This window comes from Dyadobacter sp. CY326, assembly GCF_021390515.1.
In the GTDB taxonomy this organism is placed as follows: Bacteria; Bacteroidota; Bacteroidia; order Cytophagales; family Spirosomataceae; genus Dyadobacter.
This window is the reverse complement of the sequence record NZ_JAJUXI010000005.1, coordinates 366,599-387,259: the sequence shown is the minus strand read 5'-3', so window position 1 is coordinate 387,259 and position 20,661 is coordinate 366,599. Positions and strand designations below refer to the sequence as shown.

Sequence of the window (20,661 nt, the reverse complement as noted above, 5' to 3'; positions counted from 1 at the left end):
TGAAAGAAGAGGAAAAAGTAGAAATAATTTTATCCAAATGTATTTCCTATTACTACAAAATCAAGCAAAAATTATTTTAATTAACATTTTTCCTAAAAATTAATGCCGATGAGATACGCAGTGTTTTTAATTCCTCTGTTTTTCATTCTTCACACCACACATGCCCAGGAATCTCTAAGCAAAGATGTTGATTATGCATATCTCGAAAAACTGATTGCGATTACGCGAGCGAATTATCCCAAAATCAAAATGTACGAAGACCGGGTGATTGTGGCTGAATATGCGATCAAAAAGGCCAGGCTGTCTTACTTCGATATTTTCAATTTTTCTTATTTATACAGTCCCAATAACAACACGGCAACGATTTCACCGACCTTACTGAGTGGATATCAACTCGGTTTCTTTGTGAACATTGGCGCTATCCTGCAAAAGCCAAGCCTTGTTAAACAAGCGAGAGGGGAACTTGCTCTTGTTCAGCATGATAAGGAGTCGTTTGATCTGAATATGGTGTCGGAAGTCAAGAAACGTTATTTCACTTTAATCCAGAAAAGGGCAGTTTACAAAGTGCGGTCCAATGCAGCGCTCGATGTGGAAAGCATGGTTTCCAATGTTAGAAAACGCTTTGAGATGGGGCAGGAGTCGCTGGAAAAATACAATCAGGTGCTGGTCATGCAGACAGACCATTATCAAAACCTGCTCAATGCAGAAAGTGAGGTTTTAATTTCAAAAAGCAGTCTGGAGGAATTACTGGGACAAAAATTAGAAGATATAAAATGAGCGAGTTTTTACAATTTCTGAAATTACTGCAGCGCAACAAGATCACATTGATCCTGGTCCCGCTGATCACGGTTATTCTTTGCTATTTCCTGGTAAGGCGCTTGCCGGACACATTTGAATCACACGCACGCATTGCAACCGGACTGGTCGATAAGACGGATCAGGTTGTGACGAAAGCGAAGGATGAGCAGGACCAGCAGATTGCGCGCAAATTTGAAAGCTTGATCCAGGTTTTGCGTCTGAAAAGAACCATTGATCAGGTTTCTTACCGTCTGTTGCTCAATCACTTAAAAGGGTTAAAAGATTCCACCTGGCATGAGCCCGTAAAGGAATTGGAACAAATGAGCAAGCCAGACAAGGCCAAGGCGATCGCGCTGATTACGCAGAAATATAAGAACCGCGAAGAGCTGTATCTTTCCAATTCCTATGAAAATTACTTGAATAAAATTATTGTAGACATGGGTTACGGAGCCAATACGTTGCGTGAAAAACTCATCATTTACCGCACAGGCGTAGGCGACTACATTGACATTGAATTTGAAGGAGATAACCCGCAATTTACGGCCTACGTAATCAATACGCTCAGCGAAGAACTCATCTCGGACAACTCTTCCCGGGTGGTTGGGAACAACAAGAGAACCATTGATTTTCTTAAAAACTTCATGCTGCAAAAGCTCGCGGCGCTGAATGCGCGGATGAATACGCTCAGGGGCTTTAAGATCCAGAACCGCGTATTGAACCTGAATGAGCAGGCGAAAAGCATTTATGGGCAAATGGCCGACTATGAAACACGTAGAGAAGTTGCTCAGAAAGACATCATTTCCCTCGGTGCGGCCATCAATAACATTGACAAGAAATTTGACCCGACTGAGCGGAAATATTTTGAGAGCGCTTTAACGAGCATTAACCAGAAAATTATTTCAACAAAGACCAATCTGCGTGCGCTTAATGAAAGATATGTGCTCAGCAATTTTGATCAGCGCCTGAAATTCAGTCTCGACTCACTCAAAAACCAGCTTACGGAAGAAATTGACGAGGCAACGGATAAATATGCTTACAATCCGATGGCGCTCAAACAGGATCTGGTAACTCAGAAACTGACAATGGAAATTTCGCTCGAACTCGCCAAAAACAGCGTTGCGTCCATTCAGGGTGAGTTAAACAGGCTTAATCGCAAATTTGATGGCCTGGTTCCTAATGAAGCCACGATCCAGGAATACGAAACGTCGATTGATATTGCCAGCAAAGAATACATTGAAGCATTGCAGCGCTACAACGAAGCCAGTCTTGAATTCAGCTTTCCGGTTTATCTGCGCCTCATAGAAAGAGCGATGCCGGGTGAAGTGCAGGCGTCGAAAAAGATGGTTTTGGTCGTTCTTTCGGGCGTTATCAGCTTTGTCTTCTGTGTTTTTGTGTTCTTTATTCTTTTTTATCTGGACAAATCGATCCGCTATCCATTGCAGCTTGCCAATGCCACGGAACGGCCTGTGCTGGGTTATTTGAACACGTTAGACAAAGGAGCAAACCTCAGCTTGTCGGGCATGAACGATTCGGACGCCAAAACGAGTCTGTACAAAAATCTGGTGCGCTCGATTCGTTATGAGCTTGATAATGAGATCGATGATCCGAAGATGATTGCCGTAACGAGCCTGTCGCATGGCGTAGGGAAAACATCATTTGTAGTCGCGCTGGCCTGGGCTTTTTCTAAAATCAACAAATCGGTGCTGATCATTGACGGAAACTTTGGTCAGCCGGATATTTCCAAACTGAACCCGGAAACGAACAACATTGAGGGTTTTGTGAAATCGAGCACGGTGCTTGAAGCCACTTCCGGACAGATCCGCATTCTTGGCAACAAAGGCGGCGACGTGTCACTGCTCGAACTTGCCGACGAAAGGGCGATTGGCGACCGTCTGCAAATCCTGAAAACGCAATTTGACATTATATTGGTTGAGACGGATTCGCTCACAGCCATGAACAAGGCGAAAGAATGGATTACATTCTCGGACCGTGTGGTTGCCGTTTTCGCAGCTGGTCGTGCCATTCAGGATGATGATCAGTCCAAGATCCAATATTTGAACAATCTTGACGACAAATTTTCAGGATGGGTTTTGACCAATACGGAAGACATTCCTGAGCAGGCAGGCAAAATCGGTAAACCGGTTGAAGTATGAAAATAATCGAAGCGGTCTGGCTGGTTTTGCAATTACTGATCGGTTACAATCTGGTTTTTCCGGTTGTGTTGCTCATCATTTACAGCATTCGCGGGAAGGATAAGCTTGTAAGCAAGGCAACGGCCGCAAATCTGCCGGATTATGGAATCATTGTCACTGCTTATGAATACACGCAGCAGCTTCCTGCCGTGGTAAGCTCGCTGTTGCAACTCAATTATGAGCGCTATCACATTTACGTTGTGGCTGATAAATGCGACATTACCGGACTGCATTTTCCGGCAGATAAAGTGTCGCTGCTTCGCCCGGAACACGTGCTCGGAAGCAACACGCGCTCACACTTTTACGCAATCCGCAACTTCATCCGGCCACATTCGCACCTGACCATCATCGACAGCGATAACCTTACCGATCCGCAGTATCTGCACGAGCTTAATGTGTATTTTAATGCTGGTTTTCAAGCGGTTCAAGGCGTTCGCGAGGCCAAAAATCTGGATACGACTTATGCTTGCCTCGACGCTGCGCGGGATATTTATTATCATTTTTATGATGGTAAAATTCTCTTTGGCGCAGGCTCTTCTGCCACATTGGCGGGCTCCGGAATGGCGTTTACAACTGCGCTTTATAAAGAATGCCTGGGACATCTGGATGTAACCGGGGCAGGTTTTGACAAGGTTTTGCAAGAAGGGATTGTCAGTCGAAAATACCGCATTGCTTTCGCGGAGAAAGCTGTGGTTTATGACGAAAAAACCACGGGCAGTGATCAATTGGTGAAGCAGCGGGCACGCTGGATCAACACCTGGTTCAAGTATTTCGCATTGGGTTTCAAGATATTTTTCAACGGACTGATCAGTTTCAACTGGAACCAGACGCTGTTTGGCCTCGTGCTGCTCAGGCCGCCGCTTTTTATCTTTTTGCTGCTGTCTGTCTTTTTCATGTTTGTTAACCTCTTCATTTCCATCCCGGTGGCAATCATGTGGTTCGTGGGCCTGTGTGTTTTCGTAGCAGGATTTTACATTTCATTGCGCAAATCCGAGACCGATCCGAAGATTTATCAGTCGCTGGTGAACATTCCGAAATTCATTGCTTTTCAAGTTCTTGCTTTGCTTAATGCGCGGAAGGCCAATCAGATTTCTGTGGCCACACGAGGTGGACAAACGGATCAAACCCAGATATAGCCAGCTCCGATATGAAAATTTATCCGGTAAAAACTGAAAAGAAAAAGAAGCCGACTTTCGACCATCTTTCGCCGCTGCAAAAAAAGACTAGGCAGATCGCGCTGTTACTGGCATTGGTCAGTGCATTCATTTTTTTCTTTAAGATTCTGTTCTTTTAATGGAAAAGGAATTACAACTTTTTGTTTCCAACAGTAATGCCGCTGAGCAGACCTTCAAGGGTAAGCTTAGAAAATTGTTCTTGATAAATAAGCTCAGCAATATCACCGGGCTGATTATTTTGCTTTTGCTGTCCGCCGGAATCGGTGCGCTCATTGCGTATTACGGGATTCTTGCAGGAGCCATGATCCTGGTGCTGATGTTCGGGCCGGCAGTTGTCTATTGCATTGTTGTTTTTCCGCATTTTGGAATAACGGTGCTGCTAATGCTGGCATATCTGCTGTTTTTTGTGGGCAGGCTTGGCATTGATTTCCCGTTGGGCACGGTCATGGACGGCATCCAGGGGCTGCTGATCCTCGGGTTTTTCATCCGTCAAAAGCGCGATCCGAACTGGACGATGTTCAAAGGCCCCATCGGGACAATGATCCTGATCTGGATCGCATACAACTTTATGGAAGTGGCCAATCCTGCGGCTGAATCGCGGCTTGCGTGGGTGTACACGATCAGAGCGGTGGCGACTGTGATGCTTACTTACTTCGTGTTTATGTATCAAATCAGGACGATCGAACAGATTCGGTTTTTTATAAAAATGTGGATTGGGCTGGCAACATTTGCTGCTTTATATGCATTCAAACAGGAGTTTATCGGATTTTCTGCCGCCGAAGAAGCCTGGCTTTACTCTGATCCAAACATTAAAGAATTGCTTTTTATCTCGGGCCACTGGCGCAAGTTTTCCATATTTTCTGACCCGGTTGCCTTTTCGTATAACATGGTCGTGAGCAGCATTCTTTGCATTGCCATGCTTACTTACGTGAAAAAAATGTGGAAAAAAGTGGCGCTTATCGCGATAACCATCATGCTTTTCACTGCGATGCTTTTTTCGGGAACGCGGGGCGCTTATGTGCTTCTTCCGGCTGCAATGGTGCTTTTTGTTATTCTCCGGCTAAGCAGAAGCGTGGTTATCGGAACGGCCATTGCAGGAGTCGGCATATTGTTTCTGATCCTCGTACCCACATCGAACTCCAACATTGTGCGCTTTCAAACGGCTTTTCAGCCTAATGAGGACATTTCGTTTCAGGCGAGAAAAAACAACCAGAAGCGGATTCAACCTTACATTCTGACGCATCCCATGGGCGGCGGGCTGGGAGCGACGGGCGCGTGGGGGCAGCGTTTTGCACCGCAATCGTATCTGGCCAGTTTCCCGCCCGACAGCGGTTACGTACGGATAGCCGTCGAGCTGGGTTGGATAGGATTGGGTTTGTTCTGTTTTCTGATGTTTTTCATTCTCAGAGAGGGCATTAACAATTATTACACGATCCGGAATCACGAGCTGAAAACATATTGCATGGCCATGCTGCTCATTGTATTTGCCTATAACATTGGGAATTACCCGCAAGAAGCGCTGGTGCAGTTTCCGTCCAATATCTATTTCTATCTGGTCGTGGCGATCCTTAACATTACCAAAATCATTGATGATAAGGAGCAAAAACGCCTGGCCAAGCTGGAAGCACAGGGGATTCAAAAATAAAGCACACATTGAAAATCGCGCATCTCATTCTGGCACATGCTCAACCCGCGCAACTCGGACGGTTGATAAAGGCCTTGGCACATGAGCAAGCTTATTTTTTCATACACATTGACCAGAAATCGCAGCTTTCAGATTTTGAAAATGTGTTGCCAAAAGAGCATGTATATTTCATTGAAAAGCGCGAAAAAGTCGCGTGGGGCGCTTACAGCATTGTTCAGGCAACGCTTAACGGTCTGGACGCCATTGCGTCATCCGGCTTGCACATTGATTACATTAATCTTTTGAGCGGCTCGGATTATCCGCTCAAAAGGGCAGATGAAATCCACGCGTTTTTTGAAAGCCAGCAAGGCAAAAGTTTCATGGAATTTCAGTTGGTTTCGACGGAATGGACTGAGGCAATTTCGCGCCTGACGGAATATCATCTGACCAATTATTCATTTCCCGGCAAATATTTTGTGCAAAAGTGGATGAATAAATTGCTGCCCGCGAGGCAATTGCCTGATAACCTGGTTGCAGTAGGAAGGTCGCAATGGATGAGCCTTACGATGAATGCTGCCAAGCACATTTTAAATTATTTGCATGCGCATCCAAACGTCGCCTTTTACTTCAAGCACACTTGGGCTCCGGACGAGATCATTTTCCAAACCATTCTTTACAACTCGCATTTCAGGGATAAAATGGTGAATAATAACCTGCGATACATTCAATGGCAGGAAGGAAAAGCAAGTCCCGAAACTTTGAAGGAGCAGGATTTGGAGCGCTTACTGGGCACAAAAGCACTTTTTGCACGGAAGTTCGACATGCACACAAACCCCGAGATCCTGGATCTGTTGGATAAGAAAATTTTAAGCTTTACATAATTATCATGGACATTGTTATTACCGGACAGCAGGCGTGGGACGTGGAGATTGGGAGCAATTGCAAGAATATAGCGCTCGAATTTAGCAAGCAGCACCGCGTCTTGTATGTAAATTCCGCGCTCGACCGCGCCAGTTGGTATAAAAACAGCAATGATCCGAAGGTGTCAAAGCGCCGCGCAGTTATCAAGAAAAAACAGAGCGGATTGGAGCAAATTCAAGAAAACCTTTGGGTTTTGTATCCGGAAGAGCTCATTGAGTCGATTAACTGGATTTCGTCGGACAAAATTTTCAGGTTTCTTAACAAAAGGAATAATCAGATTTTTGCCAATTGCATCCTGCGCGCGACGGCAAAACTGGGGTTCGGCAATGTCATTCATTTCAATGACAACGATATGTTCCGCAGCTTTCACCTGAAAGACATGCTGGAACCTGCCTTATCAATCTATTATTCCAGAGATTACATGCGCGCAGTGGATTATTGGAAAAAGCATGGAGATACGCTCGAACCGGAACTGATCGCCAAAAGCGACCTCTGCGTGGCGAACTCGACTTACCTGGCTGATTATTGCAGAAAATTTAATCCCAATTCATTTTATGTAGGCCAGGGTTGTGACCTGGATATTTTTATGGATGCTGGTAAGGCCGCAGAACCGGTGGATATGCGCGTAATGCCACATCCGCGCATTGGATATGTGGGCGCTTTGCAGAGCATTAGACTCGATATGGAGCTATTGCAGCACATTGCCAAGGCGCGACCTGAATTGACAATTGTTCTGGTGGGTCCGGAAGACAATGAGTTTGCCGCCAGCACGTTACACCAATTGCCGAATGTGAAGTTCACCGGCTCCCGCGACATCAGCGACTTGCCTGCATACATTAATTCATTCGACGTGTGCCTCAATCCGCAGCTCCTGAATGAGGTGACGATCGGCAATTATCCCCGAAAAATCGACGAATATCTGGCGGTCGGAAAGCCTGTTGTTGCAACCAAAACAGACGCCATGAGCGTTTTCTCGGAACACGTTTATTTGGGTAAAACGCACGACGACTACATTGCATTGATCGATCAGGCATTGCGGGAAAACTCAGCCGCGCGAACCGAGGCGCGACGCACATTTGCAAGCTCGCACACGTGGGAAAACAGTGTGGCCGAGATTTACGCGGCCATGGAGCAAGTCGGTTCTTATGCTAAATAATGTAATTAAAGCAGTTTCAACTCTGACAATCCTGTTTCGGATTCCGCTTTAAGTGCCACCAGTTTTTGGTTCATGTCCTGGCTCCACTGACCTTGTTTCAAAAGCGCTTCAAGGTCTTTGTATTGGTTGGCTGTTGACAGCAAGCCCACCGAGAACAATGATGAGCGAAACTTGTGAATAGACTGGCGCAGCTTCTCCAAATCCCTGACTGCCGACGCATCCTGAATCGATTGTAACTGTGTTTGGCTGTCGTTTTCAAACATCTGGATCAGTTCGTCGCGAAGTTCGTTGTCGCCTCCGGTGATCTCTGTAAGGTAATCATGGTTTATTATGCTTTCTGGCATGCTGTTGGTTAATTGAGGAGTGATCGCTGAAACGGGTAATCCTGCCGAGTTGTCTTTACTTCCTAAATATGCAATTGTACTGATTAATTCGCTTTCCTTAAACGGCTTAGAGATGTAACTATTGGCACCAATGCTTAAACATTCTTCTTTTTCACCCACCATTGCGTGCGCCGTCATGGTAATAATCGGAATTGTTTTCGAAATAGTCCTTCGGATCTCCTTTATTGCGGTGTAACCATCCATTACGGGCATCTGGATATCCATCAAAATTATATCATATTCTGCTTCTTTTAATTTATCAATGGCTTCCTGTCCGTTATTGACAATGGTCAAAGGAATTGTCAGCCTTTCAAAAATAGCCCGTAAAAGCTTTTGATTCAATGTATTATCCTCTGCTGCAAGCACGCGGAGCGAAGTGATGGACTTGCCTTCATGATCCATTTCAATGTCGCTGTGGAGTGCTGGCTGCTCCATGACTTTCAAAGGAAAATCCATGGTAAAGATACTTCCTTTGCCCACTTCACTTTCCAGTTTCAGCGTGCCTTCAAAAAGTTGAACGAGGGATTTGACAATGCTGAGCCCGAGCCCTGTGCCACCAAAAACGCGCGTCGTGCTTTCCGTCGCCTGTACAAAACGGTTGAAAACAACATCGAGCTTGTCTTTCGCGATTCCCACTCCCGTATCAATGACCTCAATGCGAATTGTTTGCACGTTGTTTACCACCTCACTCACCGGCGTAACCTTCAATGTGACAGTTCCCTTATCGGTAAACTTCACTGCATTGCCACACACATTGATCAGGATCTGGGTAAGCCTTAGCTTGTCTGCTTCAACGAATTTTGGCAGATTCGGTGCGAGCACGGATTGGTAAGTTATGCCTTTCTCAACCGCCTTCTGCTTCACAATTACCGAAACCGATTCGACGACCTCTCTTAACGAAATGGACGTTTTTTCCAGGTGAATTTGCCCTGCCTCGATCTTGGAAAAATCAAGGAGATCATTAATCAGTTCGAGCAGATTTTTTCCTGCATATTGAATGTAACCGACATATTCAATGCTTTTTTGGTCCGTTAACTGGCCTATCAGCAAGTTAGTAAAGCCGATGATCGCATTAAGCGGCGTCCGGATCTCGTGACTGACATTTGAAAGGAAAATGTCTTTTACCCGAACCGATTTTTCGGCCAGCACTCTGGCTTTTTCCAAAGTTGCTTCGTAATTCGCTCTTTCAGTAATGTCCCGGAAAACGGTGATGGCATTGGTAACTTCCCCCTCAATGCCCATAACAGGCTGCACATTCGATTCGAGATGGTAAAATTTGTTGTTTTTGATCAGATCAATTTTATTTCCCGCCAATTTTTCACCCAGTAAGCCTCTTGCAATCGGCAAAGTCTCTGGCGTAAACCGCACATGATAACGCGTCGGGTCAAGCAATGTTAACTGCGCCACCTGCTGTTCCAAAGTCACAAGATTAGCCGTTGTCAAGCCCAAAATATCACGGCCCGATTGATTCAGAAAAACGATCTCGCTTTTCTGATTAATCACCATCACGCCGTCGGGAATAGCTTCAAGATATTGGCTTACAAGCCTTTCTTTTTCGTTGATTTCTTTGCGTAAAAGATCCTGTTTTCGTTTGTCGAGATCGAGGAAAATGATGGAAAGGATGGTTAAAAATAGTCCCGCGACGCCTGTGACAATGATGAACAGCACAGAATTACCCTGCGTTTTGGCCACCAGCATTCTGCGTTCGTTGAGATTCTTGTTTTCAGCATATTCAATTTCATTGATCTTTTTGGTCAATGCATTATTGAGCAAAATTCCCTCGCCTTGCCGGATCCTGGCGAATGCGCTGTCACGCCCGGCGGTTCTGTAAAGCGTAATCACTCCCTGTGAATAGGCAACAATGTTACTGGATATAGAAAGCAGTTCACGAATCCTTTTACGTTGGATTTCATCGTTTTGCACCAAATGAAACAATGTATCCGTTATGCTGAGCAGTTCAATTTTCTTGTCGTAATTATTTGCCAGCAGGTTTTTATCCTGTGTGATCAGATAACCGCGCATATTGGACTGAAAATCCTTGGTAACGAGTCCAAACTTGGCTGTCTGGTTCAAAACCCCGATCGTCCTGTTCAGGCGCTTGTTGTTGAGCGACAGGTCACGAACATTTTTGTAGGTGAAATATTGGGAACCGAAAATCAATGCGAGGCCCAGGTATATGATTGCATAATACCATTTCGAAGCGTCTTTTGTCAAACTGGTTGGCATGAAACTGGATTGGTCGGCTTACTGAAATGATATGGAACTGGGCGGGAGCGTGCGGACTCAGGTGAGATAATCAAAGTTAAACTTTAAATGCCTGTAAAGATGTCTTACCTGCGAAAGAAAAAAGTTATCACTCTGCCTCCATTCTTCCCGCTTCATCGTGCTGGGTTCAACTTCTGAATTTTTCTGTGTAAACAGGTTTTTAAAATCTTTATAAAAAACAGCCTGCCCTTTATTTTTCAAAAAAGACATCATCATGCTGTATTCTGTAAAATCGCCTTTCTGGCCTTCAATGTAACGGCCAAACTTTTGGAAAAAACTGGTCCGCCTCAAGTGCGGGTGATCGCTGTACATGTAAAACTTGCGGTAACCTGGTTTCCACACTTTGAAGCCCATGTCATAAAATCCGTTGTCCGGATTCTTCAAATAAGGATATTCAAAATAGGCGTAAAACCGCACCATATCCAGTTCCGGGCGCGTGTTCATCAGGCGCAGTGCATGCGTAAAACTTTCCGGGAAAATCGCTGCCGGCGTGAAATCCTCCTGCACATACAGTGTCAGCGGCGTTTGCACAGCATCCTGGCCTTTGTTAATGTTGTTGCCGAGTCCCTTATTTTTTGGCGTAGTAATCAGCCGGAAACTGAACTGCGATTGCAATGCGTGCAAATAGTCAATGTGCTCAGGCTTGCTGCCGTCGTCAGAAACCACAATGTCTTCAAACCGGCAATTGAGCTCGGCAAACGACCTGAGCAGCTGTTCCAGCGACCGGCTTCTGTTATAATGTGTTACGAGCAGCGACACACCTTTAAAATCGTATTCTTTTTCCATAATGTTAAGCGGTTCCGGTCCGGTCATTTCATCAACACAAGGTCGAGTGTATTTTTTAACCAGCGATAACGGAGATAACCCAGTCGGGCAAGTTTGATCATTGGGTTTTCACTTAATTTCCAGTCGGCCCGTTCCATCGTGCTGGGTTCGTCGGAAGAGTTTTTTTGGTAAAATAATTTTGTAAAATCATTGAAAAACAGCCCCTTGCCCTTCTTTTGCAGGAAATGAACAGCCATCGTGTACTCGGTCAGATCACCTTTAATGCCTTCCGGATAGCGGCCAAATTTTTCCAGAAAATTGCTGCGTCTCAAATGCGGGTGATCGCTGTAATAATAGAATTTCAAGTGGTTCATATCCCAAAATGAATAGACCATTTCCGAAAATCCTTTTTGAAATGGTTTCAAAGTAGGGTAGGCGAAATAGGCGTAAAAGCGTACAATGTCCCATTTCGGATCACTCCGCATAAAACCGATGGCGTCGGTAAAGTGGGCCGGGAAAATGTCAGCGGGCTGAAAATCTTCCTGCACATACAAAGTGTAAGCCGTTTGCACCGCATCCTGCCCCTTGTTAATGTTATTTCCAAGTCCCCGGTTTTTCGGCGTCGTCACCAGGTTGAATTTGAAGCGGTCTTTCAGGCTGGTGATTTTTTCCAGATGCTCGGGCCGGCTTCCATCGTCTGACACAACAATGTCGCCAAAAAGGCAATTGAGTGCTTCAAAACTGCTCAGCAACCTTTCCAGCGATTCGCTTCTGTTGTAATGCGTTATCAGTAATGTTGTATCGGGGAAAATATGCATAAGATCAGAAAATGGAGAGATAATCGCGCATTCCTTGCATTTGTCTTTTGGCACGGTTCAAAAAAGCATTGGCAATGCTTCCGTCATCCAGCAACCTTCGCGGAGACGTGAAAACTTTTGCGCGTGAGTCGGTTACCATTTTAAGATTGCCCGCTTTTTTGAGGTTTAATGCCATGCGGCCATCTTCGGCCTCGTTCTGGAAATCACTTCCTACAATGTTGGCATAAACGCGTGAACCACTCACTTTGAAACCGCCTGTGGAACGTCCGATCTCGGTTACAAAGCCCATATTGAAGCCATAAACATTCAGATATTCGCGGTTTTTTTTGCGGATCCGGATCATGATCCCGGCGAACTTTTCATAGATCCAAAGCCCGAACCTGCCCTGATTTGGCGGCGGAATGAATGCGTAATTGCCGTAAACACCCGTGATTCCGGGATCTTTGATCATGGGCGCAACCATCAAATCGATCCAGTCGGGCGGATAGAATGTGTCGGAATCGGCACAAAGGTGATATTTGCCGCGTGCATGATCGAGGCCCATCTGCCGCGCGAATGGCGTGCCCTGAATGGTTTGCAGATAAGTCCGCACGCCTAATGTCTCCAAAGCTTGCTGCGTGCCGTCGGTCGAATTATTGTTAATGACAATAATTTCAACCTTGTGCTTGCTTTTGCTGGCAGCTAATGAGGAAAGTGTTCGGTAAATGTTGTTTTCTTCGTTCCAGGCGGGGATTACGACGGACACGTCTGGACTTTCTTCTTGGAAACGGCTAATGTTCGTTCTGAGACGATCAATTTCTTCGCCTGTAAGATCTTGAAACCGCTTGTTGGTGAAAAGGTGCGGTAAAATCCATTGCGGCAAACCAAATAAACTCATGTCCTGATAGTAAAGTGGATTCGATACGCTTTAAATATTGCTGTGCTGATGTGAATATGCTGTTTCGGATGAAAGTTAAAACTTTAATCCGGGTTTGCGCAAAAAAATAGTAAAATTAGTTCTATTATCGCAGTCAGATTAAATACACAGCTTATTGAATAATTGCATGTATAATTCATTCAATTGACTACGTCAAACTCCCCTTAAAGATGAGATATTTTTACCACGATGCGCAGGCTAACGGCGGACAGTTTATTGCAGCTAATTTTATGAAAGCATAATGGAGAGTAAACCCAAAGATCAGTATTGGATTAAGTCCGGGTTTATCAACATAATCCAAAATTTTTCAGGCGTATTTTTCGGCTTTGCAGGCTTTTACGTGTTGGTCAGGCTGCTTACCAAGCACGATTTCGGGGTCTGGACGCTCTTTATCAGCACAACCACCATTCTAGAAGCCATTCGAAGCGGGCTTTTGCAAAATGCATTGGTCAAATACATTTCGTCGACAGACAAAAAAGAACATCCCGAAATTATCACGGCTTCCTTTGCTATCAGCGGCATGGTTTCGGTGGTTTGTATTACGACAATACTGGTCATTGCGCCTTATTTGAGCAGGATCTGGGATTCGCCTCAGCTGGTTTCGCTGCTCTATTTTTACATTGCTATTTATCTTTTCTCAGGCATGCAAGCGCAGTTCAACGGCGTGGAGCAGGCTAATTTACGGTTCAACGGCATTTTTATCACCACCATCATCCGCCAGGGCGTTTTCTTTGCCTATGTGCTCGGTTGTTTTCTGTTTGCTATCAAAGTTGAGCTCATTTACCTGGTTTGGGTGCAGATTCTCAGTGCGTTACTGGGCATGCTGGTTGCTTACAATTTTGCAAAAGGCAACCTGGTTCTATCACGCAATGTGAGCAAAATGTGGGTCAACAAACTTTTCGGTTACGGAAAATATGCATTTGGAACATTGATCAGTTCGCTGCTGTCGGGCACCATTGACCAAATGATGCTGGGTGCATTGCTTTCCCCGGCGGCCTCAGGTGCATTCAATATTGCGGTGCGGGTTACGAATTTAATCGACATTCCGGGCAATGCGGTGGCTACAATTGTCTTTCCGCAAAGTGCCAAACGAATGGAGTCGGAGGGAGCGTCCGCGATCAAATATTTATATGAGAAATCAGTGGGAACGACTTTGGCGCTTGTTTTCCCGGTGGTAATCTTTCTTTATCTTTTTTCGGGAACGGTTATTCACCTCATTGCCGGAGAAAAGTATAACGACTCCATTCCGTTGTTGCAAATCACGTTGCTTTATTGCCTGCTAGGGCCTTTTGGAAGGCTTTTTGGCAACATTCTCGACTCCATCGGGAAAACACGGATTACATTCCTTGTGGTGATCGGCTCGGCGACATTGAACCTTTGTCTTAATTATTTTCTGATCCGTTCCATTGGCGTTATGGGAGCTGCTTATGCCACATTGATATCAAGCATTGCCGGTTTCATTGTTGCCCAGACGATCCTCCGCAAAACAATCGGCGTCAATGTCCTGAACACTTTCGTTTATATGTTTCAGTTCTATCCGGAGTTTTGGAACAAACACTTGAAACCAATGCTTGCGCGAAGGCTAGGTTAAACTAAACCTCACTTAACTGTTTCAGTGGCAGCCTTTTTCTTCGATTTGTACTGAAAACGCATTTCAATGTGTTTGTAAGTCCAGGCAGAAACGAAGTAGATCAAAGCGAAATTCAGGAACACGAGATATGCGTAATCTTCGGGCTGAAACTTGATGATGCGAATGAAAAGCACATTGAAAAGGCTCAGCAGCAGCGCGTGCGTCATGTAAATGGAATACGAGTATTTGCCCAAATTATGGAACAGCTTCACCGACTTCATTCCAGCTGAGATCAATCCTTTTTCAAATGCAAAAGTATAAATGCAGGCAAAAAACAATACTTCGAAAACGGCTCCCCAAGGCTTCATTGCTTCACCATTGTAAATGCAAGTCGCTATCAGTGAGAGCATTATCAATTCCGTAACCGAGAATAGCCAGGCGGGCAATGTCCGCACAACCGCATGCGTGCGACTGAAAAGGTTGAAGCACAGAACGCCGGTGAAAAAGCCCAAGACGCCTCTTAAAAAACCATAATTAAAGCTGTAATTAATCTGAAAACTCCGCGAAACGAACCAGAGACCGGTTAGGGAAATCACAATGATCAATGCGTAATATAAGTTGCGTCGCTTGAACTGACCCGATGAATGAATGAAAACCACGATTGTGCCGAAAACAATGTAAGCGATCATTTCGGCGCTGATGGACCAGCTTGGAATGTTCCAGCTAACGTCTTTTACACCCGGAACAGGCGTTGAATTGACGAGGAACAACGAGGTGAAAAAAGTGAAAACGTTATTTGCAGGATTGATCAGATTATTGACTTTAATGTATGGCGCAAGCACATTCTTAGCAATTTCCATGACCAGAAATGCCATTAACATCACGAAATGCAATGGATAAACGCGGTAAACTCTTTTGGTCAAAAACAGTTTGAGCTGCGGTCCGTCGGATAAAGACTGATAACTGTAAGCGATCACGAATCCGCTGAGCACGAAGAAGAAATCCACAAACATATCCGAATTTTCGACAAACTGGTTATTGATCATCGGTGTGTTTGCGAAGGGCGCCAGGTGGAACAGAAAAACCAGTGAGGCGAACAGCCCGCGAAAAATATCCAACACTTCAAACCGGTGTTTCATGCTAATTGGTTTTAAGATTAAACAGGCACATAAATCGGTTAATCTTCTTTAAGGGATCGTATTCGTAAGTAAACTCATCAGCTGCTTTGGTCATGATAAGCAATCCAAAATGCTCGCTTGTGTCGCTTAGCAGCAAGGGCATCAGCACTTCGGGGAGCTCTTCTACGAAAAAGATCGCCTTGCCAGATTGATGTGTCCTGACGTAAAGCGAGTCCATTCCATTGTGATAAATTGCAAAATCGACGGACAGCGGATTTTCCAGCGGCCACGCAATCTGGGTTTTGTCCAGCGCAATGAGCACAAGCGGTTTTCCGGAATCTTCTTTTTCCAAAACCAGCTCATCAGCACCAATTTTAATTGTTAATGCTGATTCCGGCTCACCCGAATGTTTGACAGCATTGGTAAGCAGCTCGGCAATGGCCCATTTGATCCTGGACAACACGGCCTCGTCAATGGAGCGGCCTTCTGTTTTTTCTTTGATTTGATTTAGACATATTCCTACGGTGCCTGGAATTTCTTCACGCTGGCATTTAAACACAACCTTCACACTATCCAAATCTCGGTCCATAAGCTATTTTGACGCTTGCATCGCCTGGTCGTAGTCTGTATAAATTTTGAAGACTTTATCCATCCTGATCAGCGTTAGCAGGCTTTTTACATCTGGTTTTAATGAAACAAGATAAATATCGACATTCCTCGGCATGGCATATTTTAAAGCCACAACCAGACTTCCCAGGAAAGAACTGTCGATGTAATTGACATTCTCAAAGCTCAGCAAAATGAGCCGGGCACCATTGGCCACGAGCGAAATCATCTCTTCTTTGAACAATTCTGCATTGTCAAGGCTCGCTTCCTGTGGTAAAATCGTGGCTTGGGCCACACCGTCGATTTGGTTAACTTCTAGTATCATGAGGGATTATTTTTTTTCAATGAAAATTATACTGGCGTCATCCATTTGGTTGCTGTCATTGATCGATTCCAGGACATCGGATTTGATTGATTCAAAGCTGTGCTCCATCCCCATGTAAGGGCTGATCTTGGTAACAAAGAATGGATAATCGCTCTTTTTGGAGCCATTAGAAGGGATATCAATCATTCCGTCAGTAAAAATCGCAAGCTGGTCGCCCTTCTCCATTTTGATTATCTGCTTATCATAAAAGCCATCTTCGAGCAAGCCGAGCAACAATCCGGAGGAAATAAGTGTAGAAGTTGTTTTGGTTTTCGACTGATAACTAATCAATGGCAAATCGCCCGCACCCGTGTAATGAACCTCGCCCGTGTGACTGTCCAGCAAGAGCAGCGACAAGCTGGACAGGATGTTTTGGAGGCCTTCGTCCAGGTAAATCAGTTTGTTTACTTTTTGAACAATGGTGTTCAATCCAAAATCATTGTCAAGCACGCAAAAGCGAATGGCAGCACGGATGTAGCTCAAAAAACCGAAGGTGAAAAACCAGGCTTTCCACTTCTTACCCATGATATCACCAAGGAAAGTAAAGCAAAACCGATCGTCAACCTGCACAAAATCAATGAAATCTCCGCCCGGATAACCACGGTAACCTTTGTGCCAGAAATAGATCTGGTAACCTGAGATTTCGGGACTTCTTATCGGAATGGATTTCACATTGAGCGCCTCAGCAGCAATTTTCAATTCACGAATGGACCTTACATGCTCATTCTGAATAGACTTGATAATGTTGCTGAGCTTCGAAATAATCACCGGAATCGGCGTCTCTTTATTGATAAAATCAAGTGCGTACATGCCTAAGCCTTCCATAACCAACGAGTTATCAGTGAAGGAAGTCAGGAAAACGAACGGAATGTCGCTAATGTTCGGGTTGCGTAAAACTGCCTGGCGAAAATCGAAGCCATTCATTTCAGGCATGTCGTAATCGGACAGGATCAGATCAGGTGTTTCAACGAGCAACATGGAAAGTGCTTCCGTTGCCGATTCGCAGCCGACACAATCATAACCGGCTTTGGTAAGCGATGCCTCAATAATTCTACGAAAAAGCGAGTTATCTTCAACAATCAGAATTTTCTTTACGGTGGTGGGCGGGTCGAAGAGTGAGGTCATTTCTTATTGAAATTAAGCACGAATAAAAGCACTCCACCAAAAATGATGAGTAGCGACACCAAATCCATGATCGTGACGCCATCGTTGGGATTGAAGTAGAAAACCGTAAACATTTCAAAGCTGGGCGGCGCCGGCATAATGATCATGGCAAAGCCAAAAACAATCAGCAGAATCGCTATAATGAAGTTTACAGCCTTTTGAAATGTATTTTTAACTACATGCGAGCTACTATTCCGGCTGTCGATCTGGTTTTCAGCAAGCAATTTTTCCAATCCTTCCAAAAGCTCTTCTCTTGACAGATTGTTTTCTCGGTCCAACGCCTGAAATGGCGCGACTTGTTTGGCCCGAAATGCAGACTCTTTGAATGCTTCGGCGATTTGTGCTTCGTATGCTGCTGAATGTTCGGGCGCAATGGCAGATTGACCAATGACTTCAATCAGCTCTTGAATTTTTTCATCAAGCCGCACATTTTCTTGCGCCGCATTTTGCCCTGGCGGAGTTTCTGAAATTTTTTTGGTGTCAAGCAGACGCGATATTTTCACTTTGTCAAGAACAGATTAGATTTTATTGGAAAAACTTCGACATTATCATGCTATTCCAACAATTTCTGTGGCCAGAGTTTACATTTTGTTTAAAGCTATATTTTAATTGTTAAATTTGAAATAGTTCTACAACTCAATAAAATTATTCCCTCATTTCCAGACCAAACCCGACAGGTCAGCACATATCAAGATGAAGCGTGTTTCCATAGTGACAGTCAATTTTAACCAACCCAAGATTACGGAAGATTTGCTCAGATCACTGGCCGACGTCAATGTGTATCCCGATCTGGAAATTATAGTGGTTGACAATGGCAGCAAGCCCAATGTGGTGCCCGATTGGGAGGAAAAATATCCAGACATCAAATTCATCCGGTCGGAGCAGAACACCGGTTTTGCGGGAGGCAATAATATCGGCATTGCTTATGCGACAGGCGACTATTTATTCCTCATCAACAACGACACCGAAGTCACCGCGGAGCTGATTGGGAAACTGGTGGATAAGATGGAAGCCAATCCAAAAATCGGGATGATTTCTCCTAAGATCCACTACTTTGACCAGCCTGGCATGCTGCAATACACCGGTTACACGCCGATGAATTATTACACAGCGCGCAACGCCTGCATCGGGCAATTCGAGCAGGACCATGGCCAATATGACTCATTGAGCGGGATAACGGGTTATGCGCACGGCGCTGCAATGATGATCAGGAAGGAAGCGCTTGACAAAGCGGGCTTGATGGACGAAAATTACTTTCTCTATTATGAAGAGCTCGACTGGTGCGAACGGATCAGAAAAGCAGGTTATGAAATCCACGTGGATCTTTCTGCATTGATTTATCATAAAGAATCTGTGGCAGTGGGGAAGCGCTCTGCTTTGAAGGAATTTTTCATGAACCGCAACCGCATTTTATTCATCCGTAAAAATGGTTCGGCCTCGCAATTCTTCATTTTCTGCTGCTATTTCCTGGTGACAGTGGTTCCCCGCAACTTGATTCTCTACATTAAAAACAAGGAATACAAATTCATTCCTGTCTTCCTAAAAGCAATATCCTGGCATTTTACCAATAAGGCGGATAGCAATAACCTGGGCTATCCTTTGACCCGTTAATTTATGGAAATACTCTTCTGGCTCAGTTTGTTTGTCGTTTTTTACACATTTCTCGGTTATGGCATTGTCTTATATATCCTGGTTCGGATTCGCCGCTTCTTCAAAGGAAAGAGGAGAGCTCCTTCGCTGGATCAGGACATGCCCACGCTGACTTTGATCATTGCCGCTTACAATGAAGAAAGCATCATTGAAGAAAAGATCCATAACACATTAGCGCTCTCTTATCCGGAGGGAAAGTTGAAGTTGATTTTTGTTACGGACGGCTCCTCCGATCGCACACCTGAGCGCGTCAGCGCTTACAAGCAGATCAAATTACTGCACACACCCGTGCGCAGCGGAAAGATTCTCGCTATGCACAGGGCTATGCATGAGGTTGATACAGAAGTGGTTGTCTTCACAGATGCGAACACTTACCTGAATCCGGATGCATTGCTGCTCATTGCAAGACATTATGCCGATCCGAAAGTGGGCGCAGTTTCGGGTGAAAAACGCGTCATGCAGGATGCAGTTTCTGATGCGACGGCAGGAGAGGGTTTCTATTGGAAATATGAGTCGACACTCAAAAAGTGGGATTCGGAGCTTTATTCGGTTGTCGGCGCGGCGGGTGAGTTGTTCAGTGTTCGTCACTCGCTTTACAGGCAAGTGGAGCCGGACACGATCCTGGACGATTTTATGATTTCAATGCTCATTGCCCAGCAGGGTTACCGGATTATTTACGAGCCGGAGGCCTATGCTTCTGAGCTGTCCTCGGAAAACATTAAGGAAGAGCTCAAAAGGAAAGTGCGGATCGCAGCCGGTGGTATTCAATCCATTTTGAGGCTGAAAAAATTGCTGAATCCGCTGAATTTCCCAATGCTTTCGTTTCAATACATTAGTCACCGCGTGCTGCGCTGGACGGTCACGCCGTTTTTAATGATCGTGGCTTTTATCTTGAACATCATAATTGTAGCGCGTTCGGGCGGCGCTTTGTATGGCTTTCTTTTATTTTGTCAGGTCGCTTTTTACGGCGCTGCCTGGTTGGGATGGATGCTGGAAACAAGGAAGATCAAGGTGAAGGCATTGTTTGTTCCGTATTATTTCTGTGTGATGAATTATGCAGTCATTGCGGGCATTATCCGGTTTTATAAAGGCAATCAAAGTGCGGCGTGGGACAAATCAAAACGGAAAAGCGTGTAGCAAATTTTTGCTACACGCTCATAATATCTTGTATTCTCT

18 protein-coding genes are annotated in these 20,661 nt (G+C 44.9%); 9 read left to right on the top strand and 9 right to left on the bottom strand.

All coding sequences use genetic code 11. The annotated features are described in order from the left end of the window. Positions 1 to 108 precede the first annotated feature (108 nt). The 6 genes from LZG73_RS12330 (at position 109) to LZG73_RS12305 (ending at position 7,866) form a co-directional block, all read left to right on the top strand. Complete coding sequence (locus LZG73_RS12330) at positions 109 to 777, top strand: TolC family protein (protein WP_233849595.1); 669 nt, start codon at positions 109 to 111, stop codon at positions 775 to 777. Then, on the top strand, positions 774 to 2,951 hold the full coding sequence (locus tag LZG73_RS12325) for an exopolysaccharide transport family protein (RefSeq protein WP_233849593.1): 2,178 nt from the start codon (positions 774 to 776) through the stop codon (positions 2,949 to 2,951). The genes LZG73_RS12330 and LZG73_RS12325 overlap by 4 nt, the downstream gene beginning before the upstream one ends. Continuing rightward, positions 2,948 to 4,126, top strand: coding sequence for a glycosyltransferase (locus LZG73_RS12320; RefSeq protein ID WP_233849591.1), 1,179 nt, complete (start codon positions 2,948 to 2,950; stop codon positions 4,124 to 4,126). Before LZG73_RS12325 ends, LZG73_RS12320 begins: the two co-directional genes overlap by 4 nt. A gap of 157 nt (positions 4,127 to 4,283) precedes the next feature. Further along, positions 4,284 to 5,810, top strand: a complete 1,527-nt coding sequence (locus LZG73_RS12315; RefSeq protein WP_233849588.1) for an O-antigen ligase — start codon at positions 4,284 to 4,286, stop codon at positions 5,808 to 5,810. 8 nt (positions 5,811 to 5,818) lie between these two features. Further along, positions 5,819 to 6,670, top strand: coding sequence for a beta-1,6-N-acetylglucosaminyltransferase (locus tag LZG73_RS12310; RefSeq protein WP_233849586.1), 852 nt, complete (start codon positions 5,819 to 5,821; stop codon positions 6,668 to 6,670). A 5-nt stretch (positions 6,671 to 6,675) separates the two neighbouring features. Next, positions 6,676 to 7,866 (top strand): glycosyltransferase, encoded by a 1,191-nt coding sequence (locus tag LZG73_RS12305; protein ID WP_233849583.1) that lies wholly within the window; start codon positions 6,676 to 6,678, stop codon positions 7,864 to 7,866. 5 nt (positions 7,867 to 7,871) lie between these two features. Here LZG73_RS12305 and LZG73_RS12300 read toward each other — a convergent pair whose 3' ends face one another. Genes LZG73_RS12300 through LZG73_RS12285 form a run of 4 tightly spaced genes read right to left on the bottom strand, consistent with a single transcriptional unit; the run spans position 7,872 to position 12,974 of the window. Next, complete coding sequence (locus LZG73_RS12300; protein ID WP_233849580.1) at positions 7,872 to 10,475, bottom strand: response regulator; 2,604 nt, start codon at positions 10,473 to 10,475, stop codon at positions 7,872 to 7,874. Between the two features lie 57 nt (positions 10,476 to 10,532). After that, positions 10,533 to 11,300 carry a glycosyltransferase family 2 protein gene (locus LZG73_RS12295; RefSeq protein WP_233849578.1) on the bottom strand — a complete coding sequence of 256 codons (768 nt, stop codon included), beginning with the start codon at positions 11,298 to 11,300 and terminating at the stop codon, positions 10,533 to 10,535. Positions 11,301 to 11,323: 23 nt separating this feature from the next. Beyond that, complete coding sequence (locus LZG73_RS12290; protein ID WP_233849576.1) at positions 11,324 to 12,097, bottom strand: glycosyltransferase; 774 nt, start codon at positions 12,095 to 12,097, stop codon at positions 11,324 to 11,326. Positions 12,098 to 12,101: 4 nt separating this feature from the next. Next, positions 12,102 to 12,974, bottom strand: coding sequence for a glycosyltransferase family 2 protein (locus LZG73_RS12285; protein WP_233849574.1), 873 nt, complete (start codon positions 12,972 to 12,974; stop codon positions 12,102 to 12,104). Between the two features lie 280 nt (positions 12,975 to 13,254). On the opposite strand from LZG73_RS12285, the gene LZG73_RS12280 reads away from it, so the two are divergent. Beyond that, complete coding sequence (locus tag LZG73_RS12280) at positions 13,255 to 14,604, top strand: flippase (RefSeq protein ID WP_233849571.1); 1,350 nt, start codon at positions 13,255 to 13,257, stop codon at positions 14,602 to 14,604. A gap of 8 nt (positions 14,605 to 14,612) precedes the next feature. Here the strand turns inward: LZG73_RS12280 and LZG73_RS12275 are convergent, their stop codons facing one another. Genes LZG73_RS12275 through LZG73_RS12255 form a run of 5 tightly spaced genes read right to left on the bottom strand, consistent with a single transcriptional unit; the run spans position 14,613 to position 18,338 of the window. After that, entirely contained in the window at positions 14,613 to 15,722 is a 1,110-nt protein-coding gene (locus LZG73_RS12275; RefSeq protein WP_233849569.1) for an acyltransferase, read from the bottom strand. Position 15,723: 1 nt separating this feature from the next. After that, on the bottom strand, positions 15,724 to 16,290 hold the full coding sequence (locus LZG73_RS12270; protein ID WP_233849567.1) for an ATP-binding protein: 567 nt from the start codon (positions 16,288 to 16,290) through the stop codon (positions 15,724 to 15,726). 3 nt (positions 16,291 to 16,293) lie between these two features. Further along, entirely contained in the window at positions 16,294 to 16,632 is a 339-nt protein-coding gene (locus LZG73_RS12265) for an STAS domain-containing protein (protein ID WP_233849565.1), read from the bottom strand. Between the two features lie 6 nt (positions 16,633 to 16,638). Then, complete coding sequence (locus tag LZG73_RS12260; protein ID WP_233849562.1) at positions 16,639 to 17,796, bottom strand: SpoIIE family protein phosphatase; 1,158 nt, start codon at positions 17,794 to 17,796, stop codon at positions 16,639 to 16,641. Then, positions 17,793 to 18,338, bottom strand: a complete 546-nt coding sequence (locus LZG73_RS12255; RefSeq protein ID WP_233849560.1) for a hypothetical protein — start codon at positions 18,336 to 18,338, stop codon at positions 17,793 to 17,795. The genes LZG73_RS12260 and LZG73_RS12255 overlap by 4 nt, the downstream gene beginning before the upstream one ends. Positions 18,339 to 18,528: 190 nt before the next feature. Here LZG73_RS12255 and LZG73_RS12250 point away from each other — a divergent pair, with 190 nt between their 5' ends. Together LZG73_RS12250 and LZG73_RS12245 are read left to right on the top strand one after the other, a co-directional pair. Further along, positions 18,529 to 19,446 (top strand): glycosyltransferase family 2 protein, encoded by a 918-nt coding sequence (locus tag LZG73_RS12250; protein ID WP_233849558.1) that lies wholly within the window; start codon positions 18,529 to 18,531, stop codon positions 19,444 to 19,446. A gap of 3 nt (positions 19,447 to 19,449) precedes the next feature. Beyond that, the gene (locus LZG73_RS12245) at positions 19,450 to 20,622 is read left to right on the top strand and encodes a glycosyltransferase family 2 protein (protein WP_233849557.1); all 1,173 of its coding nucleotides are present in this window, start codon (positions 19,450 to 19,452) and stop codon (positions 20,620 to 20,622) included. Positions 20,623 to 20,661: the final 39 nt, after the last annotated feature.

What these genes read in the sequence shown, in the direction of transcription:
- LZG73_RS12290 (WP_233849576.1), bottom strand. Translation starts at nt 12,097, where the DNA reads ATGCATATTTTCCCCGATACAACATTACTGATAACGCATTACAACAGA.
- LZG73_RS12275 (WP_233849569.1), bottom strand. Translation starts at nt 15,722, where the DNA reads ATGAAACACCGGTTTGAAGTGTTGGATATTTTTCGCGGGCTGTTCGCC.
- LZG73_RS12315 (WP_233849588.1), top strand. Translation starts at nt 4,284, where the DNA reads ATGGAAAAGGAATTACAACTTTTTGTTTCCAACAGTAATGCCGCTGAG.
- LZG73_RS12330 (WP_233849595.1), top strand. Translation starts at nt 109, where the DNA reads ATGAGATACGCAGTGTTTTTAATTCCTCTGTTTTTCATTCTTCACACC.
- LZG73_RS12285 (WP_233849574.1), bottom strand. Translation starts at nt 12,974, where the DNA reads ATGAGTTTATTTGGTTTGCCGCAATGGATTTTACCGCACCTTTTCACC.
- LZG73_RS12245 (WP_233849557.1), top strand. Translation starts at nt 19,450, where the DNA reads ATGGAAATACTCTTCTGGCTCAGTTTGTTTGTCGTTTTTTACACATTT.
- LZG73_RS12300 (WP_233849580.1), bottom strand. Translation starts at nt 10,475, where the DNA reads ATGCCAACCAGTTTGACAAAAGACGCTTCGAAATGGTATTATGCAATC.
- LZG73_RS12250 (WP_233849558.1), top strand. Translation starts at nt 18,529, where the DNA reads ATGAAGCGTGTTTCCATAGTGACAGTCAATTTTAACCAACCCAAGATT.
- LZG73_RS12265 (WP_233849565.1), bottom strand. Translation starts at nt 16,632, where the DNA reads ATGATACTAGAAGTTAACCAAATCGACGGTGTGGCCCAAGCCACGATT.
- LZG73_RS12280 (WP_233849571.1), top strand. Translation starts at nt 13,255, where the DNA reads ATGGAGAGTAAACCCAAAGATCAGTATTGGATTAAGTCCGGGTTTATC.
- LZG73_RS12260 (WP_233849562.1), bottom strand. Translation starts at nt 17,796, where the DNA reads ATGACCTCACTCTTCGACCCGCCCACCACCGTAAAGAAAATTCTGATT.
- LZG73_RS12270 (WP_233849567.1), bottom strand. Translation starts at nt 16,290, where the DNA reads ATGGACCGAGATTTGGATAGTGTGAAGGTTGTGTTTAAATGCCAGCGT.
- LZG73_RS12305 (WP_233849583.1), top strand. Translation starts at nt 6,676, where the DNA reads ATGGACATTGTTATTACCGGACAGCAGGCGTGGGACGTGGAGATTGGG.
- LZG73_RS12320 (WP_233849591.1), top strand. Translation starts at nt 2,948, where the DNA reads ATGAAAATAATCGAAGCGGTCTGGCTGGTTTTGCAATTACTGATCGGT.
- LZG73_RS12325 (WP_233849593.1), top strand. Translation starts at nt 774, where the DNA reads ATGAGCGAGTTTTTACAATTTCTGAAATTACTGCAGCGCAACAAGATC.
- LZG73_RS12295 (WP_233849578.1), bottom strand. Translation starts at nt 11,300, where the DNA reads ATGGAAAAAGAATACGATTTTAAAGGTGTGTCGCTGCTCGTAACACAT.